This window comes from Naasia aerilata (genome assembly GCF_030296595.1).
Lineage (GTDB): Bacteria > Actinomycetota > Actinomycetes > Actinomycetales > Microbacteriaceae > Naasia > Naasia aerilata.
The window spans coordinates 2,743,740-2,764,349 of record NZ_AP027731.1 but is presented as its reverse complement, the minus strand read 5'-3'; the positions used below and the strand labels follow the sequence as shown (position 1 = coordinate 2,764,349).

Genomic DNA, 20,610 nt, shown 5'->3' with positions numbered 1-20,610 from the left:
GCGCCAGAGAACCCCTGGTCAGAGCCGAGGTGCGCTTCCGGCGTGACGGTGCTGAGGTGAAGACGAATCGTTGCCGAAACGCGATTGACTCACTCGAACATATGTTCGATCATGGAGCGTGCCCGCCTTCGCCGTCTCCTCCGCTGCCGCGGCGGACGAGAAGGTGCGCGAGCTCCAGGCGCGCATTCGGGAGATGCAGTCCACACGGCTGCCCACCAAGACGATCGCGACCTCCCCGATCTTCGCCGGGCTCCTCCCCGACGGGATGATGCGCGCCGGCGCCGCCTACTCGGTGCTCGGCTCCACCACGCTGGCGATGGCCATGCTCTCCGCCCCCTCCGCGGCGGGATCCTGGTGCGCGGTCGTCGGCGTCCCCGAGTTCGGCGCCCAGGCGGCCGTCGCCGCGGGGATCGACCTGGAGAGGCTCGTCCTCGTCCCCGACCCCGGCGACCAGTGGCTGCCCGTGGCCGCGGCACTCGTCGATGTGCTCCCCCTCGTCGTCCTGCGCCCCGCGGGGCGCATCTCCGACGCCGACGCGGGTCGGCTGGCAGCGCGCCTCCGCAAGCGGGAGGCCGCGCTCATCACCCTCGGCGACTGGCCGGGCGCCGAGGCGAGCCTGCGCATCGTCCGCAGCGAGTGGGAGGGCATCGGCTCGGGACACGGGCTGCTCCGCGGACGCCGGGTCGAGGTCGCGGTCGAGAGCCGCGGCATGCGCACGCGCTCCCGCTGGGTCCGCATCCCCGGCCCGGACGCCGGCGCACGGCTCGCCGAGCTCCCCACCTCTGCGGGTGTTCCTGTGCAGAATGCGCCGGAGGCGGGCAGGTCGCTGCAGCTCGTGGAGGACGACTGGGATGCGCTTCCGGCCGCTGACGAAGTGCGGGCCGGTTGATGGCGGAGGTGATCCGCACCCTCGTGCTGTGGTGCCCCGACTGGCCGATCGCCGCCGCATCCCGCGCCGCCAAGCTGCCGCCGGGCACGCCGCTCGCTCTCACCGACCGCGGCGACGTCTTCGCCTGCTCGTCCGCCGCTCGCGCGGAGGGGTCCGGCGGGGGCTGCGCATCCGGGAGGCCCAGTCGCGCTGCGCCGCCCTGATCGCCCTCCCCTACGACCCCGCGCTCGACGCGCGGGCGTTCGAGCCGGTGCTCGACGGCATCGAGGAGATCATGCCGGGCGTCCAGGTGCTGCGGCCCGGCACTGCGGCGATCCGGATGCAGGGACCGGCCCGCTACTACGGGAGCGAGGAGGCCGCCGCAGAGGAGCTGCTGCGCTGCCTCGAGCAGCTGGGGGTCGCGGATGCGCGCATCGGCGTGGCCGACGGCCCGTTCGCCGCGGAGCAGGCCGCACGACGGAGCGGCGCGGCTCCGGTGCGGATCGTGCCCCAGGGCGGCTCCCCCGCCTTCCTCGCGCCCCTGTCGGTCGCCATCCTCGACCTGCCCGAGCTCGCCGTGCTGCTGAAGCGGCTGGGGCTGCCCACGCTCGGCGCGTTCGCCGCGCTGCCCGAGCTCGAGGTCCGCAACCGGTTCGGCGCCGAGGGGGCGGTCGCGCATCGCCTCGCCGCCGGACTCGACGGCCGCCGCGTGGTGCCGCGCATCCCGCCCGACGAGCTCGACGTCGTCGTCGAGTTCGAGCCGCCGCTCGACCGCATCGACCAGGTCACCTTCGCCTTCCGCTCCGCCGCCGACCGCTTCCTCGACCGCCTCGGCACGCTCGGCCTCGTCTGCACGGCCATCCGTGTGGAGGTGACCACGGAGCTGGGCGAGCTGTCCGAGCGCAGCTGGCTGCATCCGCGCTCCTTCACCGCCGCGGAGGTCGTCGACCGGGCGCGCTGGCAACTGCAGGGCACGGGCGGCATCGACAGCGGGCTCGGCTCCCCGCTCACGCGCGTGCGCGTCCTGCCGGAGAGCGTCGACGCCGCCGCCGGACACGAGGAGGGCCTGTGGGGCGCGGCGCCCGACGAGCGCATCCACCACGGCCTGTCCCGCGTCCAGAGCATGCTGGGGCACGAGGCCGTGCTCACGGCGACGATCGGCGGCGGGCGCCTCCTCGCCGACCGCCAGGTGCTCGTGCCGTGGGGCGACCGCGGCGCCGTCGAGCGGCCCGCCGACCGGCCGTGGCCGGGATCGCTGCCGGGTCTCCCGCCGGCGACCGTCTTCCCGGAGCGGCGGCCGTGCGCCGTGCTCGCGCCCGACGGCGGCCCGGTCCGCCTCGACGACCGCGGCACGCTGTCCGGTCCCCCGGCCCGCTTCGCCGCGCCCGGCACCGGACAGGCGCGGCCGGTGCGCGCGTGGACGGGACCGTGGCCGGTCGAGGAGCGGTGGTGGGACGCGGAGCAGAGCCGGGCGCTGTCCCGCTTCCAGCTGGTCGACGAGGACGGCGAGGCCTGGCTCCTGGTCCTCGAGGGCGAGACGTGGAGCGTCGAGGCCCGCTACGACTGAGCGGACGCGCCCCTCTCCTCCCATCTCCTCTCCCTCAACAGGCAGAAATGCCGTCAACAGGAGAAAACGCCCCCTCCCGCCCTGTCGGCGGGTTTTCTGCCTGTTGAGGGACAGATGGCACGGTCGCTCAGCAGGCGGAATCCGTCTTCAGCAGGCCGAATCGGCCTGATTCCGCCTGCTGGAGCCGAACTGCCTGCTGAGCGAGGGGTGGAGACGGAGACCCGGCCTCCGCTCAGCGGGCGACGCTCGCCAGCACCTCGTCCCACCGCTCGAGGAAGCGCGGGAGGCCGTAGTGCTCGAGTGCGAAGCTCCGGGCCGCCGCGCCGCGGGCCCGCGCCTCGTCAGGATCGGCGATGAGCACCCGTGCGGCCGCGACGAGCTCGTCGACGTCCATCGAGATCGCTCCCGCTTCGGGCGGGACGGCTCGGTAGGCCTCGGTCGTCGCCAGGGCGAGCACCGGCATCCCGAGGTGCATCGCCTCGATCAGCGACAGGCCCAGCGACGTCCAGCGGATGGGGTGCAGGTAGGCGCGCCGCCGCGCGAGCTCCGGGTACATCTCCCAGGGGGCGAGGTTGCCCGCGAAGGCGACCCGGTCGTCCCCGAGCGCGGCGGGCAGCCGGTCGGCGTCGATGCCCCACGCGTCGATCGGGGCCGCCGCAGCGAAGGCGGGCAGCAGGTCGGTGCCCGTGACCCGCCAGCGACGCACCGGCTCGTTGATCACGAACCCCAGGCGCGGCAGCTCGCCCGTGTACAGGTGGCCGGGATCGGGCACGCCGTGCTCGATGACGGTGGTCGGCGCGGAGCCGTTGTCCCACATCAGAGAGTTGAAGTGGGTGACGTGGACGAGCTGGATGTCGCGGCGATCGGCCAGCGGATGGCGCGAGAGCGGCACGTCGCCGCGCGGCGTGTTGTGCTCGACGAACACGGCGGGCACGTCGGTCCCGAGCCGTCGGCCGAGGAGCCGCTCCGTCCTCTCCACCTCCGCCATCGACTGCAGGACCACGACGTCGATCTCTGTGTCCGCGAGCTCTTCCTCGGGCACGTTGACCGCCTGTGCGGGCCAGTACGGCTTGACCTTGCCGCTGTCGTCGGCGCCGAGAGGGATCACGTAGTCGTGGGCGCCCTGCACGAATCCCGTGGTCCAGCTGCTGTGGACGTGCCAGGAGAGGATGCGCATCCGGTCACTCTAAACGGGGGCGCCCGCGCCCCCACGCGCCTGCCCCCGCCCTACTTGTCCTCGTCCCCGCTGCCGACGCACACCTGGTTCTCCGGCATCGTCTGCTTCCTGTGAAGGATCGGCTTCGTCGCCTGGCGGGTGAGCCCGTCGTCGGGCAGCACGTCCTTCACGTGCGGGATCCGCTCGAGGAGGGACGTCAGGATGTTCGGCTCCGTGACGATTCCGACTCCCGTCCCGAGCGCCATGTCGTAGCTCGCCGATCTGCAGAGCACGAAGGGCGAGCCGAGCGCCGAGCCGATGCCGATTCCCACCGTGACGGTGAGGGTCGCGAAGCCGCCGGCGCCGAAGTAGGGCGCGCCTACTCCGGCCAGCATCTTGAACTTGAAGCCCAGGTTGAAGACCGCACCGCCGAGCGCGATCCCGCTGATCGAGTCCATGATGCTCTTCACGACCTTGAGGTCCTGATCGCCGTTCGTGGTCACCGCCTCGTCCTGGATCTTCACGTCGAGCCCGCTGCCGAGATGCCACTCGCCGGACCCGGTGATCGTGGCGTCCGTGCCGACGAGCGCCGCGTTGACCACGACCGACGCGCTGAGCTTCATGAACACCGGCACGCCGCCGATCAGGGTCTGGATCGGGATCTCGAAGGGGAGCTTGAACTCCTTCTTGATAGTGCTGCCGCCCTGGTTCTGCGAGCCGGCCTGCACGTCGACCTTGACGCCCTGGATGCCGGACACCCGGCCGCGAGCCCCACCCGCCACCGAGTTGGCGATGACCATGCCGAGGTTGATGTGCAGCGCGTCGAAGAGAAGCGTGCCTGTTGCGAAGACCTTGAGGCCGCTCGCCTCCGTCGTGACCGCGAAGTGCAGGCCGTCCGCCCCGGTGCCGCCCGACAGCTCCCAGTCCTCGGTCTTCTTCGAGAACTCCTTCGCCGGAACGGGAAGCGGCTTGTCTCGGAGAGGGTCGCCGTAGTCCTCCTTGGGCGTGATCAAAGAGACGGGGCTGATGGTTCCGTCGCCGCCCTCGGTCGTGTCCGTGATGCTGCCGCCGTCGAACCCCTGCACGTCGAGCTCGCCGGGGTTCACCTCCTGGTCGAAGCGCACCTCGCCGTTCTTGACGAGGTCGGTGATCGCGATGGGCGCCAGCACGACGTCGGTGCGGTCGCCGTCCTTCGTGATCTGCACGATGCGTCCGGTCGCGTAGCCCGTGGCGAGGAGCACCTTGTCGACCGCGAGCTGGTCCATTCCGGGCGCGTTGCTGTCGAGCGTCCAGGTGGTGCCGTCGGAGCTGGCGCCCCACACCGCGTTGTGCCCGCCGCCGACGACCACGACGTCGCTCTGCAGCTCGAGGGTGTGCCCGTCCGGCGCGGCGGGCGCGCCGAACTGGGCGTGCTGAACAGCGGTGTCCGGCGGGGCCGTGGCTGAAGAGGAGGACGAGGAGGGAGCGCAGGACGTGAGGGTGACGACAGAGAGGGTGGCGACGAGCGCCATCGCGAGAAGGGGGCGCCGCGGCATGGCCGGACAGTAGCGGCCCGCCCCCGCGCTGTCATGGGTCGCAGGGACTATGGGAACGGCAGCCGAGGGATCGGGCGGCCCATGGCTGATCCCGAGTTGCGCCGTTCGAACATCTGTTCGAAACTGGAGCATGGGCTTCAACAACCCGCCCGTCCCCTGGTCGGAGCTCGAGCGGCGACTCTCCGACGCGCGCCGCCCGATCACGCGTCCGATCGAGGCGGACGGCGGCGACAGCCCGGCCTGGTCGCTCAAGCGCGCGCCCTACCGCCCCGCCCCGCCGTCCGCTCCCCCGCTGCAGGGCCCGGTCGTGCCCTATGCCGAGCTGCGCGCCCACTCCAACTTCAGCTTCCTCGACGGCGCCTCCTCGCCCGAGGAGCTCCTCGAGGAGGCCGCCCGCCTCCGCCTCGAAGGTCTCGCGCTCACCGACCACAACGGCCTCTACGGCGTCGTCCGGATGGCGGAGGCCGCCGAGAAGCATCCGGTCAAGACCGTGTTCGGTGCGGAGCTGACCCTCGGGCTCACGAAGCCGCAGAACGGGATCGCGGATCCGGAGGGCAGCCACGTCGTCGTCCTCGCCCGGCGCCAGGAGGGCTACCACCGCCTGGCGGGCGCGATCACCAACGCCCAGCTGGCGCCCGGGGCCGAGAAGGGCGCGCCGCGCTTCGACCTCGAGGAGCTCGCCGCGGCCGCCGACGGCAACTGGTTCGTGCTCACCGGCTGCCGCAAGGGCCTCGTCCGGCAGGCGCTGCATCCCGGGCCCGACGAGCCGCTCGACCTCGCCGCCGCTGGCCGCCAGCTCGATCGGCTCTCCGACCTCTTCGGGCGTGACAACGTCGCCGTCGAGCTATTCGACCGTGGCGAGCCGCTCGACGGCATCCTCAACGACGCCCTCGCCGAGCTGGCGGTCTCCCGGCGGCTGCCGATCGTCGCGACCGGCGCCGTGCACTACGCGACGCCGCAGCAGCATCGGCTCGCCGGCGCGCTCGCCGCGGTCCGCGCCCGCCGCAGCCTCGACGAGATGGACGGCTGGCTGCCCGCCGCCGGCACCGCGCACCTCCGCTCCGGCGCCGAGATGGCGGCGCGCTTCGCCCGCTATCCGGGCGCGGTCGCGGCGACCGTGGACATCGCCGCCGACCTCGCCTTCCCCCTGAAGAGCGCGGCGCCGCGCCTGCCCAAGCAGGAGGTGCCCGAGGGGCACACCCCCATGAGCTGGCTCCGGAAGCTCGTGTGGGACGCCGTGCCCGCCAAGTACCCCAACACGCCCCAGTCGACGCTCGATCGCATCGCCCGCGAGCTCGACGTCATCGAGGCGAAGGACTTCCCCGGCTACTTCCTCATCGTCCGCGACATCGTCATGTTCGCGAAGGGCCGCGGCATCCTCTGCCAGGGCCGCGGCTCGGCCGCGAACTCCGCCGTCTGCTACCTGCTCGGCATCACGGCCGTCGACTCGATCCGCTACAACCTGCCGTTCGAGCGCTTCCTCTCGAGCCTCCGGGACGAGGAGCCGGACATCGACGTCGACTTCGACTCGGACCGCCGCGAGGAGGTCATCCAGTACGTCTACGAGAAGTACGGGCGGCGCAACGCGGCGCAGGTCGCCAACGTGATCACCTACCGGCCGAAGAACGCCGTCCGCGACATGGCGAAGGCGCTCGGCCACTCGACCGGCCAGCAGGACGCGTGGTCGCGGCAGATCGAGCGCTGGGGCGGGGACGTCCGCAGCGGCGACCACGACATCCCGGGCCCGGTGGTCGACCTCGCCCAGCAGATCCTCAAGTTCCCCCGGCACCTCGGCATCCACTCCGGCGGCATGGTGCTCACCGACCGCCCCGTCGGCGAGGTGTGCCCCATCGAGAACGCGCGCATGGAGAAGCGCACGGTCCTGCAGTGGGACAAGGACGACTGCGCCTGGATGGGCCTCGTCAAGTTCGACCTGCTGGGCCTCGGGATGCTCGCCGCGCTGCAGTACGCGTTCGACCTCGCCGACCGGCACCTCGGCGAGCGGTGGGACCTCGACTCGATGCCCAAGGAGGAGCAGGGCGTCTACGACCAGCTGTGCCGCGCCGACTCGATCGGCGTCTTCCAGGTGGAGAGCCGGGCGCAGATGGGCACCCTCCCCGGCTGCAGCCGCGCGTGTTCTACGACCTCGTCGTCGAGGTGGCGCTCATCCGCCCCGGCCCCATCCAGGGCAAGGCGGTGCACCCGTTCGTGCGCAGGCGGGTCGGCGAGGAGAAGGTCACCTACCTGCACCCGAAGCTCGAGCCGGTGCTGGAGCGGACGCTGGGCGTGCCGATCTTCCAGGAGCAGCTCATGCAGATCGCCATGGAGGTGGGCGGCTGCACAGGCGAGGACGCCGACCTGCTGCGCCGCGCGATGGGCTCCAAGCGCGGGCTGGAGAAGATCGACTCGCTCCGCGACAAGCTGTACGCCGGGATGGCTGAGAACGGCATCCCGGACGACATCGCGGACTCGATCTACCAGAAGATCGAGGCGTTCGCCGACTTCGGCTTCGCCGAGAGCCACTCGATCAGCTTCGCTCTGATCGTCTACGCGAGCGCGTGGATGCGCCTGCACTACCCCGGCATCTTCCTCGCCGCGCTGCTGCGGGCGCAGCCGATGGGGTTCTACTCGCCCCAGTCGCTGACCGCCGACGCCCGCCGCCACGGCGTCGAGGTGCGCCGCCCGGACATCCTCCTCTCCGGCGTCGAGGCCGACCTCGAGCCCCTGTCCTCCCCGTCTGCTGACCAAATCAAGGACTTTCGCGAGGCCGTGGGCCCGGATCGGCATGCCGGGCGCCGCTGGGGCACGAATCTCCTTGATTTGGTGTGGGCGGACGGGAAGCCGGCGCCGTCCGGGCGGGTGTCGTGCCTCGAGCGGGAGCAGCCGACCGTTTCGGCGCGGTTCGACCCCACGGCTCCGGTCGAGGATGCCGCCCATCGCCGGGACGGGAACTACGCGGTGCGCCTCGGGCTCGCCGAGGTCGCGTCGATCGGCGAGAAGCTCGCCACCCGGATCGTCGAGGAGCGCGAGCGCGGCGGGGACTACACGAGCCAGGCGGACCTGGCTCGCCGGGTCGGGATGACCGCGCCCCAGCTCGAGGCCCTCTCCGCGGCGGGAGCGTTCGCGTCGCTCGGGCTCGGCCAGCGCGAAGCGCTGTGGGGCGCAGGCGCTGCCGCGCAGGAGCACCCCGACTTCCTGCCCGGCACCGCGGTGTGGGTGCAGCCGCCGCTGCTGCCGATGCTCACCCCGGCCGAGCAGGTCGCGTCCGACCTGTGGGCGATCGGGATCTCCCCGGAGACGCATCCGATGGAGTTCCTCCGCGAGCGGCTCACCCGCCGCGGCGTCCTCTCCTACGCGCAGCTCGCGACCACCGAGTCGGGGCGGCGGATCGAGATCGCGGGCGTGGTCACGCACCGCCAGCGTCCCGCGACCGCCGCGGGTGTGACGTTCCTCAACCTCGAGGACGAGACCGGCATGGCCAACATCGTCTGCAGCGTCGGCGTCTGGCAGCGCTACCGGCGGATCGCGCGGGAAGCGCCGGCGATGATCATCCGCGGCATCCTCGAGCGGAGCCCGGAGGGCGTCGTCAACGTCATCGCCGACCGCTTCGAGGTGCTCACGGTCGGCGCCCGGAGCGTCTCCCGCGACTTCCACTGACTTGGCACGTTCCGGCTCGTCTTGCGCGGTATGCCGCGCTATCCGAGCCGGAACGTGCCGTCCGAGGGATCAGGTGACGTCGAACGAGGTCGCGCCCGTCGGGGTGGCGTCCGTGACCTCCACCGACGTCACCCGGGCGAATGCCGGACCGGAGTGCAGCCACGCGAGCAGCGCCTCCACCGGACCCTCCTCGCCCTCGACGTGCACCTCCACCCGGCCGTCCGGGAGGTTGCGCACCCAGCCGCCCACGCCGAGCCGCTTGGCCTCGTTCGCGCAGGACCAGCGGAAGCCGACGCCCTGCACGCGGCCGCTCACGACGGCGTGCCGTCCGATCCGAGCCATCAGCCGAGCTGGGCGCCGAAGAGGAGACCGAGGACGTAGGTGAGCGCGGCGGCCCCGTACCCGATGAGCAACTGCCGCAGCGCCCGCGACAGCAGCGACGTGCCGGACAGCAGCCCGATCACCGTCCCCGTCCCGAGCAGCGCGATGCCGACCAGCGCCGCGGCGAGGAGCACCGCCGGCAGGCCCGCCATCCCGAACAGCCATGGGAGCACCGGGATGAGCGCACCCGAGGCGAAGAAGAGGAAGCTCGACAGGGCCGCGCTGCGAGCCGTGCCGACGGCTTCGTGCTCGTCGACGTCGGTCGTCGCGACGGCTCCGGTGTCCACGCCGAGCGTGTCCCGCCCGCCCAGCACGGCGCTCGCCCGCGCCTGCGCCTCCTCCTCCGCCATGCCGCGGGCGCGGTAGACCAGCGCGAGCTCGTTGGCGTCCACGTCGAGGGCGGCGATCGCCCTGCGCGCATCGGCGCTCGGCCGCGATCCGGCGAGCAGCTCGCGCTGCGAGTGCACCGACACGTACTCGCCCGCCGCCATCGACAGCGCGCCGGCGAGGAGGCCCGCTACGCCGGTGAACAGCACCGTCTGCGGCGACACCCCGGTGGCTCCCACGCCCAGGACGAGGGCCAGGTTGCTCACGAGGCCGTCGTTGGCACCGAACACGGCGGCACGGAAGGTGCCCGAGATGCGGCTGCGGCCGCGCGCCGCCAGCCCGCGAACGACCTCCTCGTGGATGCGCTCGTCCGCCGCCATTGAGTCCGTCGCGTCGTCATCGGCCGCATACGGCGTGCGCGACTCGGCCCGCTGCATGAGCGCGAGCGTGAACACCGACCCGAAGCGGCGGGCGAAGAAGCCGAGCACCCGGGTGCGGATGTCTACGCGCGGCTCGCTCCTCAGGCGGCTCCCCAGCAGCTCGCGCCAGTGCGCCTCATGCCGCCCCTCGGCGTCCGCGAGCGCGAGCAGGATCGCCCGCTCCTCCCCGACCCGGCGCACGGCGAGGTCGCGGTAGATCTGCGCCTCCGCGCGCTCGTCGGCGAGGTATCGCCGCCACCGGCGGACGGTCGCGGCGCTCGGCTCCTGCCGCAGGTCCACCGGAGAGGATGCAGTCACCCCTCCAGTCTCGCAAACGCAAGGGGAAGGAGCGCCGGGTGACCCGCCGCTAGGGTCAAGAAGATGGGTGCCGTCGAACTGATCCTCATCCGCCACGGAGAGAGCATGGGCAACGTGGCGGCCACCGAGGCGGACCGCGCCCGTGCGGATCGCGTCCGGGTCCCGGCGCGCGACCCCGACGTCGTGCTGTCTCCCGTGGGCGAGGAGCAGGCCGCGGCCCTTGGCCGCCACCTCGGGACCTGGGATGCCGACGAGCTGCCGCAGTCGCTCTGGGTGTCGCCCTACCGGCGGGCGCGGCAGACCGCGGACGGCGTCCTCGCCGCCTCCGGTCTCGACCTCTCGGCGCGGGTCGATGAGCGGCTGCGCGATCGCGAGCTCGGCATCCTCGACGCCCTCACCGGCCGCGGCGTGCGCGCCCGCCACCCGGAGGAGGCGGAACGCCGCACCTGGCTCGGCAAGTTCTACTACCGGCCGCCGGGCGGCGAGTCGTGGGCCGACGTGGCACTGCGGCTGCGCAGCGTCCTCGCGGACATCGACAGGGATGAAGACGGCAAGCGCGTGCTGGTCGTCTGCCACGACGCCGTGATCACCCTGATCCGCTACGTCTGCGAGCGGATCGAGGTGGAGACGCTCATGGAGGACGCCCGGCGCAATCCGGTGCCGAACGGCTCGGTCACCCGGCTGATCCGGCCGAGCGGCGAGGGGACCTGGACCTCCATCGCCCGCGGCGACGTCGAGCACCTCCGGGAGCAGGATGCGCCCGTCACCGAGCATCGAGGAGAGCGCCGTGGCCGCTGAGTTCGTCACCCCCACCTCCCTCCGCGACTGGCCGCTGCCCGAGGCGGGGTCGTCGAAGCAGGAGCGCGGCGACGTGCTCGTGATCGGCGGGGCCCGCAAGACCCCGGGCGCAGCCATGCTGACCGGCCTCGCGGCTCTGCGGGCCGGCGCCGGACGGCTCACCCTGGCCGTCGCGGACTCGGTCGCGCCCGCTGTGGCGGTGAGCCTGCTCGAGGCCGGCGTGGTCGGGCTCGAGGAGACAGAGTCCCGGGCCATCCGCGGCGAAGGGGTACGCGCCCTCGCCGACGACATCGAGAGCGCGGGCTGCATCGTGGCGGGACCCGGACTCGACGACCCCGAGGAGGCGGCCGCGCTGCTGCGCACGCTCGCCGAGCTCGTCCCCGACGAGACGCCCGTCCTCCTCGACGCGTACGCACTCGGCACGCTCAAGGACGAGAAGAAGGCGCGGGAGACCCTCGCAGGACGGCTCCTCCTCACCCCCAACGCGACCGAAGCCGGCTTCCTGCTCGGCCGGGACGTCGACGACCTCGAGAAGGACACCGCAGAGCTCGCCGCGACGTACGGCGCGGTCGTCAGCTGCATGAGCGTCGTCGCGGATCCGGACGGCGGCCTCTGGACGATCACGACCGGGCACTCCGGGCTCGCGACCTCGGGCAGCGGCGACGTCCTCGCGGGCGTGATGGCGGGGCTTCGCGCGCGCGGCGCCGAACCGGCCCAGGCTGCCTGCTGGGCCGCCTACCTGCACGCGGCCGCCGGCGACCGCCTCTCGGCACGCGTGGGCCCGCTGGGGTTCCTCGCCCGCGAGCTCCTCGAGGAGCTCCCCGTCCTCCTCCGCGAGCTCGGCTGACGCCCGGAAGCTGACCGAATCAAGGAGAATCGGCCCTGGCCCGGCCAGCTCATGCGGATCCCGGGGCATTCCGCGCCGAATCTCCTTGATTCGGTCAGGGACGATCAGGGCAGGTCAGCGCAGGGGCGCGAGGAACACCGACCGGGGATCCTGGAGGATCGCGGGGATCGCGAAGTCACCGCGGCTCAGCGTGCCCGTGTAGTCGACCGTGCGGACGAGCGACACCGCTCCGGACTCCAGCTGCCGCGTCTGCAGGTCGCCCGTGACGGTCCCCCTGTGCAGCACGGGCTCGTTGCCGACGAGCGTGGCGATCTCGGTGCCCGGCTCGAGCGCGTCCACGAACTCGCTGAGCTGAGCCCGCCACTTCGGGGTCTCGCGTCCCAGCGGGGATCTCTCCCCCATCGCCACGATCCCCTGATCCAGCCACTCCTCCGACATGGCGTCGGTGAGCGGCCGCACGATCCAGAGGTCCCGCCCAGCCGGACGCACGGGGTGGCGATCCGCGGCCGGAGGCCACACGTAGTCGAGGTCGCCCGGCGTGCCGGGGAAGAGCGGGCCGTAGTGCTCCGGCGCCTTGCGGATCAGGTTCGACCGGTGGCTGCGGTGCACCGCCTCGTCGCCGACCCACGCCGGCAGCATCCCGCGCCGTCCGAGCTCCTCCTCGGGCATCCCGTCCACCTCCGGCGCGAACTCCGCGATGAGTGCGTGGGTGCTGTCCGTGTGCCCGCGGTCGGTCCACGCCGCGACCGTGGCGAGTCCGTACGCGGTGAGCGCGGGCAGATAGCCGCGCCACATCAGGGTCACCGGATGGTTCTGCCAGCCGTAGGAGGGCAGCAGGCTGGCCCGGAGGATCTGCAGCGTCTCGACGCGCTGCTTGCCCAGCCTCGGGGTGTCGAGGACGGCCGCGCTCTCGGCGAAGGAGGGGTAGGGCAGGAAGGTCTGCATCAGCTGCGTCCCAGGCTCGCACACCTCGGGCGCATCAGTGGCCGCCCATCCTCTTGCGGACCAGCTCGATGCGGGCCTGCAGCTGCGTCACGCTCGCCTGAGCGACCGCTGGACCGCCGCAGATGCGCCGCAGCTCCGCGTGCACCATGGCGTGCGACTCTCCCGTCGACTTCGCCCACATGCCGACGAGGCTGTTGAGCAGGCTGCGCTGCTCCTTGATGTTGCGGTACAGCGGCGTCGGATCCTGCGCCCTGACCTCCGCGGGACGCGCCTTGCGGCGCCGCTCCTGCCGGGACTGCCGGTGCTGCAGCAGCTCGCGCACCTGCTCCGGCTCGAGGAGGCCCGGGATGCCGAGGAAGTCGAGCTCCTCCGCGCTCTCGACCTCCGCCTCGAAGCCGAACTCGCCGCCCTCGTAGACGACGCGGTCGAACATCGCCTCGGATCCGACCGCCTGGAAGGCGAACTCCTGCCCGAGCTCGTCGGACGCCTTCTCCTCGCGGTTCGCGGCGTTCATCGCGTCCTCGTCGACGCCGTTCTCGTCCTCGTTCCGCGGCCGGTCGAGTGCGTGCTCGCGCTGCACGTCCATCGCGCTGGCGAGCGCCATCAGGGTGGGCACGTTCGGCAGGAAGACGGACGCCGTCTCGCCGCGGCGCCGCGCACGCACGAAGCGGCCGATCGCCTGCGCGAAGAACAGCGGGGTCGCGGACGAGGTCGCGTACACGCCGACGGCGAGCCGCGGCACGTCGACGCCCTCGGACACCATCCGGACGGCGACCATCCACCGCTTCGTGTTGGCGGAGTACTCCGCGATCCGGTCGCTGGAGGCCTTCTCGTCCGAGAGGACGATCGTGACCTCCTCGCCGCAGATGCTCTCGAGGATCCGCGCGTAGGCGCGCGCTGCGAACTGATCGGTCGCGATGACCAGTCCGCCCGCGTCAGGGACGGACTGCCGCACCTCGGTGAGGCGGCGGTCGGCGGCGCGGAGGACGGACGGGATCCAGTCGCCCGCCGGATCGAGCGCGGTGCGCCACGCCTGCGAGGTGATGTCCTTGGTGTTGCCCTCCCCGAGCTTCGCCTCCATCTCCTCGCCGGCCGTGGTGCGCCAGCGCATGGAGCCGGCGTAGACCATGAACATGACGGGCCGGACGACGCCGTCCCTCAGCGCCCGGTCGTAGCCGTAGTCGTAGTCCGTCCGCGAGACACGGATGCCCTCCTTGTCGCGCACGTACTCCACGAACGGAATGGCCGCGGTGTCGGAGCGGAACGGCGTGCCGGACAGGGAGAGGCGGCGGGTGGCGGGCGAGAACGCCTCGCGGATCGCGTCACCCCAGCTGAGGGCGTCCCCACCGTGATGCACCTCGTCGAGGATCACCAGGGTCTTGCCCGCCTCGGTCAGCTGGCGGTGCAGGGCGGCATCGGCGACGACCTGCGCGTAGGTCACCGCGATGCCGTGATAGTGCCGGCCGAACCAGCGGTCCTTGTTCCGGAAGGTCGGGTCGAGGTGGATGGTCACGCGCTCGGCGGCCTCCGCCCACTGGCGCTTGAGGTGCTCGGTGGGCGCGACGACGATGATCCGGTCGACGATCCGCCTCGCCTGCAGCTCCTTCGCGAGCCGCAGGGCGAAGGTCGTCTTCCCGGCGCCCGGCGTCGCCGCGGCCAGGAAGTCCTTCGGCTCGCGCTCGAAGTAGGCGGTGAGCGCCTCCTCCTGCCAGAGCCGGAGCTTGCCCGCGGTGCCCCACGGGGCGCGTCCCGGGAAGGACGGCGGCATGTGCTCCGCCTGTCCGGCCCCGGGCGTGGGGTCGAAGAGATGCGGGGTGCTCACTCGATGAAATGCTACCCGGCGGTCTCCTCTGGCCGGGCGTGTCCGTCGTGCGTCGAAGACGTGTCCCGCGCGCGTTCCCGACCTGTCCGAGGGGAGGAGCAGAATGGATGGCGATCTCGCGGGGCGGCCCCGCGGCCGGAGGTGAAGCATGGCGGAGACGCATCCCTGGCGCCGGTACGTGGCAATGGGCGACTCCTTCACGGAGGGCATCGGCGACCCCGAGCCGGGCAGCCCGGGAGGCAACCGCGGCTGGGCGGATCGCGTCGCCGAGGTGCTGTCCCAGCAGGTGGAGGACTTCTCCTATGCGAACCTCGCCGTGCGCGGGAAGCTGATCCAGCAGATCGCGGACGAGCAGCTCGAGGCTGCGCTCGCGCTGAAGCCGGATCTCATCACGCTCTCGGGCGGAGGAAACGACGTGATCCGCCCCGGGACGGACCCCGACCGGATCGCCGAGAAGCTGGACGCCCTCGTCGGGCGCCTGGCGGAGACCGGCGCGACCGTCGTCGTGTTCACCGGCGTCGACACGGCGTTCACCCCGGTTCTCAGCCGGATGCGCGGCAAAATTGCGATCTACAACGAGAACATCCGGAAGGTGGCCCAGCGCCACGGCGCACTCGTGGCCGATCAGTGGGCCCTGACCGAGCTGCAGGACGCGCGGATGTGGGATCGCGACCGCCTGCACATGGGGCCGCTCGGCCACCACACCGTCGCCCGCATGGTGCTGGCCACGCTGGGCGTCGAGAACAGCCTGCAGCCGATGCGTCCGGAGCCGCTGCCCCCGCGCACCTGGCGGAAGGCGCGGACCGAGGACCTCGTGTGGGCACGGGAGTACTTCGTTCCGTGGGTGATCCGCCGCATCCGCCGGGTCTCCTCGGGCGACCACGTCCTCCCCAAGCGCCCGGAGGCCGTGCCGTACCGCGGCGAGGAGCACCACACCGCGCTCTGAGCGGGCGCCGGACCCCTCTTTCCCTCAACAGGCGATTCTTCCGTCGACAGGCGGAAACCGTCCGTCGCAGCCTGTCGGCGGGACTTCTGCCTGTTGAGGGACAGAGAGGATCGTCTGCCTGTTGAGGGACAGGGAGGATCGTCTGCCTGTCGAGGGACAGGGAGGTGGTGCCGCTCAGCGGCTCCATGGCGGGTGGGCCACCCGCCACCAGAAGTCGGGCGCGTCGATCGTCGCGTCGAGCTCGAGCGGGACCGTGACGGTCTGCGTCCCGACGGTGAAGACGACGCTGCCGACGTCGGCGCCGCGCGAGGCGTCCTCGACCGGCTCCACGCTCACCTGCGCCGTCACCGGCGTGTCCGACCAGGTGAGCACGCTCTCGGTCTTGGCGGCGACCGCATCCGCCTTCTCACCCCACTCGGTGGCGTAGGAGGCGTACTCGTCACCCTGGGTGACGAGGGTGACCTCCTGGAATCCCGGGGTGACGCTCCGCAGCAGCGCGAGCACCGCGTCGTTGAGGACGTCGTGGTCGGGCGCCCCGAGGATGGCGCCCACCAGCGTGACGGTGTGCGACCCGACCGTGACATCGGTCGAGAAGAGGAGGCACGCGCCGGCCTCGTCGGTGGTGCCCGTCTTGATCCCGTCGACTCCGTCGACGCCGAGGAGCTTGTTGGTGTTGTCGAACTCGCCGATGCCCGGCTCGGTCGCGGACGGCGTCGCGACGACCGCCGCGATGGTGGGCTCGGCGAGGGCGAGCATGCCGAGCTTCACCAGGTTCGCCGGTGTGCTCACACTGGCGGGGTCGAGGCCGCTCGCGTCGACGACCACGGTGTCGGTCAGCCCGTGCGCGTCCAGCCAGGTCCGCGCGGCGGCGAGGTACGCGTCCTCGGAGCCGAACGCCCAGCGAGCAAGCGAGATCGCGTAGTTGTTCGCGGACGGGATCAGCATGGTCTCGAGCGTCTGCCGCTCGCTGAGCACGAGGCCGGCGCGCACCGGCTGGATCGACCCGTCCTGCGCGAGCTCCTCGTCGTAGGTCTCGACGTCCTCGTCGGTGAAGGTGAGGTTCGGCCCCGACTCGCCCGCCGCCAGCGGCTTCGCGTCCAGCACGACGAGGGCGGTGACCACCTTGGTGATGCTCGCGATCGGGAATCGGCCCTGGTCCCCTGCCGCGGCCAGCGGCGCGTCCCAGCCGACCGCGCCGATCGCGCCTCGGCCGAACTCGGGGAAGTCCGGCACCGCCGCGGGCGTCGTGGGCACCGCCGGGGCACTGACCGCCGCGATCGCGTCCGGCACATCCGCTGCGGCGGCGGTGGGCAGGTAGACACCGGCGGCGAGCACCACGGCGAGGGCGCTGAAGACGGTGATCCTCCGACGGCGGAACACCTGCTTCCGCGTCAGGGGACGGTTCGACACGCGCCCAGGATAAGCGGGACGGCGGCCGGAACCCTGGCGGGACGCGGTGGGGCGCCCCTCGGGAGCCCCCGCCTCATTCCGATCCGGCCACGCTGCCGGGTTCCGTCGCACGCGTCCCGTATCCTGTCCCGCGGAAAGGGCCCTCTTGCCTTCATCTCGCATTCCCAGCAAGTTCGCCGCGCTGCTCGGCTTCGTCGGCATGAGCGCTGCCGCGGGGTCCTCGCCACCGCCGCCATCACTCCCGCGCTGGCCGTCAGCAGCATGGCGGCCGCCGACACCATCAACGTCTTCGAGGAGCTCCCGAGCTACCTCGAGATCGGCGACCTGGCGCAGCGCACCAACATCTACGGCGTCAACGGCGACGGCTCGCCGGCGCTGCTCGCGAGCTTCTACGACCAGAACCGCGTCGAGGTGCCGTGGGAGAAGGTGTCCGGCTACGCGAAGGACGCCCTCGTCGCAGGCGAGGACCCGCGGTACTACGAGCACGGCGGCATCGACCTGCAGGGCACGCTGCGCGCGGTCGTCAACAACGCCCTCGGCAAGAGCGTGCAGGGCGGGTCGTCCATCACGCAGCAGTACGTGAAGAACGTCAACATTCAGAACTACATCCGCGACGCGACGACGCAGGAGCAGATCGACAAGGCGTTCGCCAAGGCCACCAAGGTGTCCGAGGCGCGCAAGCTGCGCGAGATGCGCTACGCGATCGAGCTCGAGAAGAAGTACACGAAGGACCAGATCCTGCTCGGGTACCTCAACATCGTGGCCTTCGGCGGCCGGGTCTACGGCGTCGAGGCGGCGGCCAACTACTACTTCGGGACGACCGCGGAGGCGCTGACGCTCCCGCAGGCGGCGAGCCTCATGGCGATCGTCAACAACCCCGAGAAGTTCCGCCTGGACTACCCGGACAGCTCGACGAACGGCACGGCCAACGGCTACGCCGACAACAAGGACCGGCGCGACTACATCCTGGGCAAGATGCTCAAGGAGCGCATGATCACGCAGCAGGAGCACGACGACGCGGTCCTCGCCCCGGTCGAGCCGCACATCACCTCGCCGCAGACCAACTGCGCGAGCGCCCCCTGGGGTCCGGCTTCTTCTGCGACTACATCACGAACATCTTCAAGAACAACGAGTTCTTCGGGCCCGACGAGGACACCCGCTGGCACAAGTTCGTGACCTCGGGCTACAGCGTGTACACGACGCTCGACATGGATCTGCAGACCGCGGCGCAGTGGGCGATCAACGACAACGTCCCCAAGGCGATGGACGGCGTCGACATCGGCTCCATCTCGGTGACCGTGCAGCCGGGCACCGGACGCGTGCTCGCGATGGCGCAGAACAAGGACTACTCGGACGACCCGTCCGTCCTCGAGACGACTCCCACGGCGACGGCCGTCAACTACAACACCGACGAGGACTACGGCGGATCGAACGGCTTCCAGCCGGGCTCGACGTTCAAGATGTTCACCCTCCTGGAGTGGCTGAAGGAGGGGCACGGCCTCAACGAGACTGTTGACGCCCGCCGCCGGACGAGCGGCTGGGGCACCTTCAAGAACAGCTGCCAGGGCGGCACCGTCACCGCGGCGTCCGACTGGAACCCCCGCAACGACGAGGGCGGCAACGGCGGAACGTGGACCGCGCTCTACAACACGGTCAACTCGGAGAACACCGGCTTCATCGCGATGGCGAAGCAGCTCGACCTCTGCGGCATCGACCAGACCGCCGAGGCGCTCGGCGTGCACCGCGCCAACCTGCTCCGCGACGACGACGGCAACCTCGTGCTGAACGCCGAGGGCAAGCCGCAGTACTCGCCGATGGTGCAGGACCCGTCGTTCGTGCTCGGCACCAACGAGATCGCTCCCCTGAGCATGGCCGCCGCCTATGCGGGCGTCGCGGCCGGCGGCAAGTACTGCACGCCCATCGCGATCGACAAGATCGTGGCGCCCAACGGCTCCGAGGTCCCGGTCCCGCCGGTGACGTGCACGCAGGCGATCGACCCCAACGTCGCCGCGGGGGCGACCTTCGCCCTGCAGCAGGCGTTCCGCGGCGGCACGGGCGCGCCCTCCGCCGCCCGCCTCGACCGCAACGTCCCCGCGTTCACGAAGACGGGCACGACCGATGACGCGTGGGCCACCTGGATCACTGGCGGAACCACGAAGGCCGTCACGGCGGTGGGCGTGTTCAACGTCAGCGGCCACGTCAACCTACGCGAGCTCGACCTCCCCGCCGGCGAGGCGGCGACGCTCCGGCACAAGATCTGGCCGCGCGTCATGCAGGTGGCCGTCGACAAGTGGGGCGGCGACCCGTTCCCGAGCCCCAGCGGTCAGGTCGTGAGCGGCAAGCGGGTTCCGGTCCCGAGCGTCGCGGGGCTCTCCTTCGCCGACGCGAAGGCCAAGCTCGAGGGCGCAGGCTTCGGCGTCGAGGACGGCGGTCAGCAGGACAGCAACGCCGCCGTGGGCACCGTCATCGGCACCAGCCCGTCGGGCGACGCGACGCCCGGGGCGCTCATCTCGGTCTACACGAGCAACGGTGCGCTGTTCACGGTCCCCGACGCCGTCTCGGGGAAGAACTCCTTCGCCGAGGCGAAGGCGACCCTCGCGAACTTCGGCTTCGCCAACGTGCAGGAGAACTGTCAGGTCGATCCCGCCGGCACGGGCAAGCCCGAGGCACAGGATCCGCCTGCCGGCAGCGCAGGCAAGGCGGACACCGTCATCACGATCACGACGAAGAAGCCCGCCTGCTGAGTGCGGTCGACCTCCGGGAGCTCGCGCTAGCGGCGCAGCGCCCAGAGGGCGACCGCACTGGCGGCCGCGACGTTCAGCGAGTCCACGCCGTGCTGCATCGGGATGGTGACCACGGTGTCGGCCGCGCGGAGCGCGGCGCGGGACAGGCCGTCCCCCTCCGAGCCGAGGACGAGCGCCACCCGGTCGGGCCGGTCCTCGGCGTACCGGTCCAGGGGCACCGCGTCGTCGGCGAGGGCCAGCGCGGCGATCGAGAAGCCCGCGTCGGCGAAGAGCGGCCGCGCCTCCCGCCACTCCGGCAGCCGCGCCCACGGGATCTGCAGCACCGTGCCCATGCTCACCCGCACGCTCCGGCGGTAGAGCGGATCGGCGCAGCGGGGAGTGACGAGCACCGCGTCGGCGCCCATGCCCGCGGCCGCCCGGAAGATCGCGCCCACGTTCGTATGGTCGACGATGTCCTCGAGCACGACCACGAGGCGCGAGGTGCGCAGCAGCGCCGCCGGGTCGGGCAGCTCCGGACGATGCATGGAGGCGATCGCGCCCCGATGCAGGTGGTAGCCGGTCAGGCTCTCGAGCACGTCGTCGTCGCCGACGAACACCGGCACGTCCGGGAAGGGCGCGAGCAGCTCGTCGAGCTGAGGGACCCACGCCTGCCGGGAGAGGACCGCCCGCGGCCGGTGACCGGCCGCGATCGCGCGCTCGATCACCTTCGTGGACTCGGCGAGGTACAGGCCGCCCGCCGGCTCCCGGAGCCGGCGCAGATTGACGTCGGTCAGGTGCGTGAAGTCGGCGAGCTCGGGGCGATCGAGGCCCTCTATGGGCACCACCCGCATGCTGCCCGCCTTCTTCCGCCGCTCGCCTGTCTAGTCTGGG

15 protein-coding genes and 1 pseudogene are annotated in these 20,610 nt (G+C 71.9%); 8 read left to right on the top strand and 8 right to left on the bottom strand.

Annotated elements, in window-relative coordinates; translation table 11 throughout:
* Window positions 1-118 precede the first annotated feature (118 nt).
* Complete coding sequence (imuA', locus tag QUE51_RS14375) at window positions 119-889, top strand: DnaE2-dependent mutagenesis accessory factor ImuA' (protein ID WP_286277032.1); 771 nt, start codon at window positions 119-121, stop codon at window positions 887-889.
* 28 nt (window positions 890-917) lie between these two features.
* Window positions 918-2,435: a DNA polymerase Y family protein gene (locus QUE51_RS14370; RefSeq protein WP_350226669.1), complete on the top strand. Its 1,518-nt coding sequence runs from the start codon at window positions 918-920 to the stop codon at window positions 2,433-2,435.
* A 232-nt stretch (window positions 2,436-2,667) separates the two neighbouring features.
* Here the strand turns inward: QUE51_RS14370 and QUE51_RS14365 are convergent, their stop codons facing one another.
* The gene (locus tag QUE51_RS14365; RefSeq protein WP_286277031.1) at window positions 2,668-3,612 is read right to left on the bottom strand and encodes a glycosyltransferase; all 945 of its coding nucleotides are present in this window, start codon (window positions 3,610-3,612) and stop codon (window positions 2,668-2,670) included.
* A 50-nt stretch (window positions 3,613-3,662) separates the two neighbouring features.
* On the bottom strand, window positions 3,663-5,126 hold the full coding sequence (locus QUE51_RS14360; RefSeq protein ID WP_286277030.1) for a hypothetical protein: 1,464 nt from the start codon (window positions 5,124-5,126) through the stop codon (window positions 3,663-3,665).
* A 130-nt stretch (window positions 5,127-5,256) separates the two neighbouring features.
* On the opposite strand from QUE51_RS14360, the pseudogene QUE51_RS14355 reads away from it, so the two are divergent.
* A pseudogene (locus QUE51_RS14355) lies at window positions 5,257-8,783 on the top strand (error-prone DNA polymerase).
* Between the two features lie 69 nt (window positions 8,784-8,852).
* Here QUE51_RS14355 and QUE51_RS14350 read toward each other — a convergent pair.
* Both QUE51_RS14350 and QUE51_RS14345 read right to left on the bottom strand, forming a co-directional pair.
* Window positions 8,853-9,125, bottom strand: coding sequence for an acylphosphatase (locus tag QUE51_RS14350; protein ID WP_286277029.1), 273 nt, complete (start codon window positions 9,123-9,125; stop codon window positions 8,853-8,855).
* The gene (locus QUE51_RS14345) at window positions 9,125-10,228 is read right to left on the bottom strand and encodes a VIT1/CCC1 transporter family protein (RefSeq protein ID WP_286277028.1); all 1,104 of its coding nucleotides are present in this window, start codon (window positions 10,226-10,228) and stop codon (window positions 9,125-9,127) included. Before QUE51_RS14345 ends, QUE51_RS14350 begins: the two co-directional genes overlap by 1 nt.
* A 63-nt stretch (window positions 10,229-10,291) precedes the next feature.
* Here QUE51_RS14345 and QUE51_RS14340 point away from each other — a divergent pair, with 63 nt between their 5' ends.
* Window positions 10,292-11,026 (top strand): histidine phosphatase family protein, encoded by a 735-nt coding sequence (locus QUE51_RS14340; RefSeq protein WP_286277027.1) that lies wholly within the window; start codon window positions 10,292-10,294, stop codon window positions 11,024-11,026.
* Window positions 11,016-11,873, top strand: a complete 858-nt coding sequence (locus QUE51_RS14335; protein WP_286277026.1) for an NAD(P)H-hydrate dehydratase — start codon at window positions 11,016-11,018, stop codon at window positions 11,871-11,873. The genes QUE51_RS14340 and QUE51_RS14335 overlap by 11 nt, the downstream gene beginning before the upstream one ends.
* A 114-nt stretch (window positions 11,874-11,987) precedes the next feature.
* Here the strand turns inward: QUE51_RS14335 and QUE51_RS14330 are convergent, their stop codons facing one another.
* Window positions 11,988-12,818 carry an MSMEG_6728 family protein gene (locus QUE51_RS14330; RefSeq protein WP_286277025.1) on the bottom strand — a complete coding sequence of 277 codons (831 nt, stop codon included), beginning with the start codon at window positions 12,816-12,818 and terminating at the stop codon, window positions 11,988-11,990.
* 34 nt (window positions 12,819-12,852) lie between these two features.
* The gene (locus QUE51_RS14325; protein ID WP_286279411.1) at window positions 12,853-14,586 is read right to left on the bottom strand and encodes a DEAD/DEAH box helicase; all 1,734 of its coding nucleotides are present in this window, start codon (window positions 14,584-14,586) and stop codon (window positions 12,853-12,855) included.
* 202 nt (window positions 14,587-14,788) lie between these two features.
* Between QUE51_RS14325 and QUE51_RS14320 the strand changes: the two genes are divergently transcribed.
* Window positions 14,789-15,586 (top strand): SGNH/GDSL hydrolase family protein, encoded by a 798-nt coding sequence (locus QUE51_RS14320; RefSeq protein WP_286277024.1) that lies wholly within the window; start codon window positions 14,789-14,791, stop codon window positions 15,584-15,586.
* 174 nt (window positions 15,587-15,760) lie between these two features.
* Here QUE51_RS14320 and QUE51_RS14315 read toward each other — a convergent pair whose 3' ends face one another.
* Window positions 15,761-16,996 carry a D-alanyl-D-alanine carboxypeptidase family protein gene (locus QUE51_RS14315; RefSeq protein ID WP_286277023.1) on the bottom strand — a complete coding sequence of 412 codons (1,236 nt, stop codon included), beginning with the start codon at window positions 16,994-16,996 and terminating at the stop codon, window positions 15,761-15,763.
* Window positions 16,997-17,257: 261 nt separating this feature from the next.
* On the opposite strand from QUE51_RS14315, the gene QUE51_RS14310 reads away from it, so the two are divergent.
* Window positions 17,258-18,172 (top strand): transglycosylase domain-containing protein, encoded by a 915-nt coding sequence (locus QUE51_RS14310; protein ID WP_286277022.1) that lies wholly within the window; start codon window positions 17,258-17,260, stop codon window positions 18,170-18,172.
* On the top strand, window positions 18,169-19,740 hold the full coding sequence (locus QUE51_RS14305) for a PASTA domain-containing protein (RefSeq protein WP_286277021.1): 1,572 nt from the start codon (window positions 18,169-18,171) through the stop codon (window positions 19,738-19,740). The genes QUE51_RS14310 and QUE51_RS14305 overlap by 4 nt, the downstream gene beginning before the upstream one ends.
* Window positions 19,741-19,766: 26 nt before the next feature.
* Here the strand turns inward: QUE51_RS14305 and QUE51_RS14300 are convergent, their stop codons facing one another.
* A complete protein-coding gene (locus QUE51_RS14300; protein ID WP_286277020.1) occupies window positions 19,767-20,570 on the bottom strand; it encodes a TrmH family RNA methyltransferase in 804 nt (267 codons plus the stop codon).
* Between the last annotated feature and the right edge of the window lie 40 nt (window positions 20,571-20,610).

What these genes read in the sequence shown, in the direction of transcription:
- QUE51_RS14365 (WP_286277031.1), bottom strand. Translation starts at nt 3,612, where the DNA reads ATGCGCATCCTCTCCTGGCACGTCCACAGCAGCTGGACCACGGGATTC.
- QUE51_RS14360 (WP_286277030.1), bottom strand. Translation starts at nt 5,126, where the DNA reads ATGCCGCGGCGCCCCCTTCTCGCGATGGCGCTCGTCGCCACCCTCTCT.
- QUE51_RS14350 (WP_286277029.1), bottom strand. Translation starts at nt 9,125, where the DNA reads ATGGCTCGGATCGGACGGCACGCCGTCGTGAGCGGCCGCGTGCAGGGC.
- QUE51_RS14340 (WP_286277027.1), top strand. Translation starts at nt 10,292, where the DNA reads ATGGGTGCCGTCGAACTGATCCTCATCCGCCACGGAGAGAGCATGGGC.
- QUE51_RS14330 (WP_286277025.1), bottom strand. Translation starts at nt 12,818, where the DNA reads ATGCAGACCTTCCTGCCCTACCCCTCCTTCGCCGAGAGCGCGGCCGTC.
- QUE51_RS14325 (WP_286279411.1), bottom strand. Translation starts at nt 14,586, where the DNA reads ATGCCGCCGTCCTTCCCGGGACGCGCCCCGTGGGGCACCGCGGGCAAG.
- QUE51_RS14320 (WP_286277024.1), top strand. Translation starts at nt 14,789, where the DNA reads ATGGCGGAGACGCATCCCTGGCGCCGGTACGTGGCAATGGGCGACTCC.
- QUE51_RS14310 (WP_286277022.1), top strand. Translation starts at nt 17,258, where the DNA reads ATGGCGGCCGCCGACACCATCAACGTCTTCGAGGAGCTCCCGAGCTAC.
- QUE51_RS14300 (WP_286277020.1), bottom strand. Translation starts at nt 20,570, where the DNA reads ATGCGGGTGGTGCCCATAGAGGGCCTCGATCGCCCCGAGCTCGCCGAC.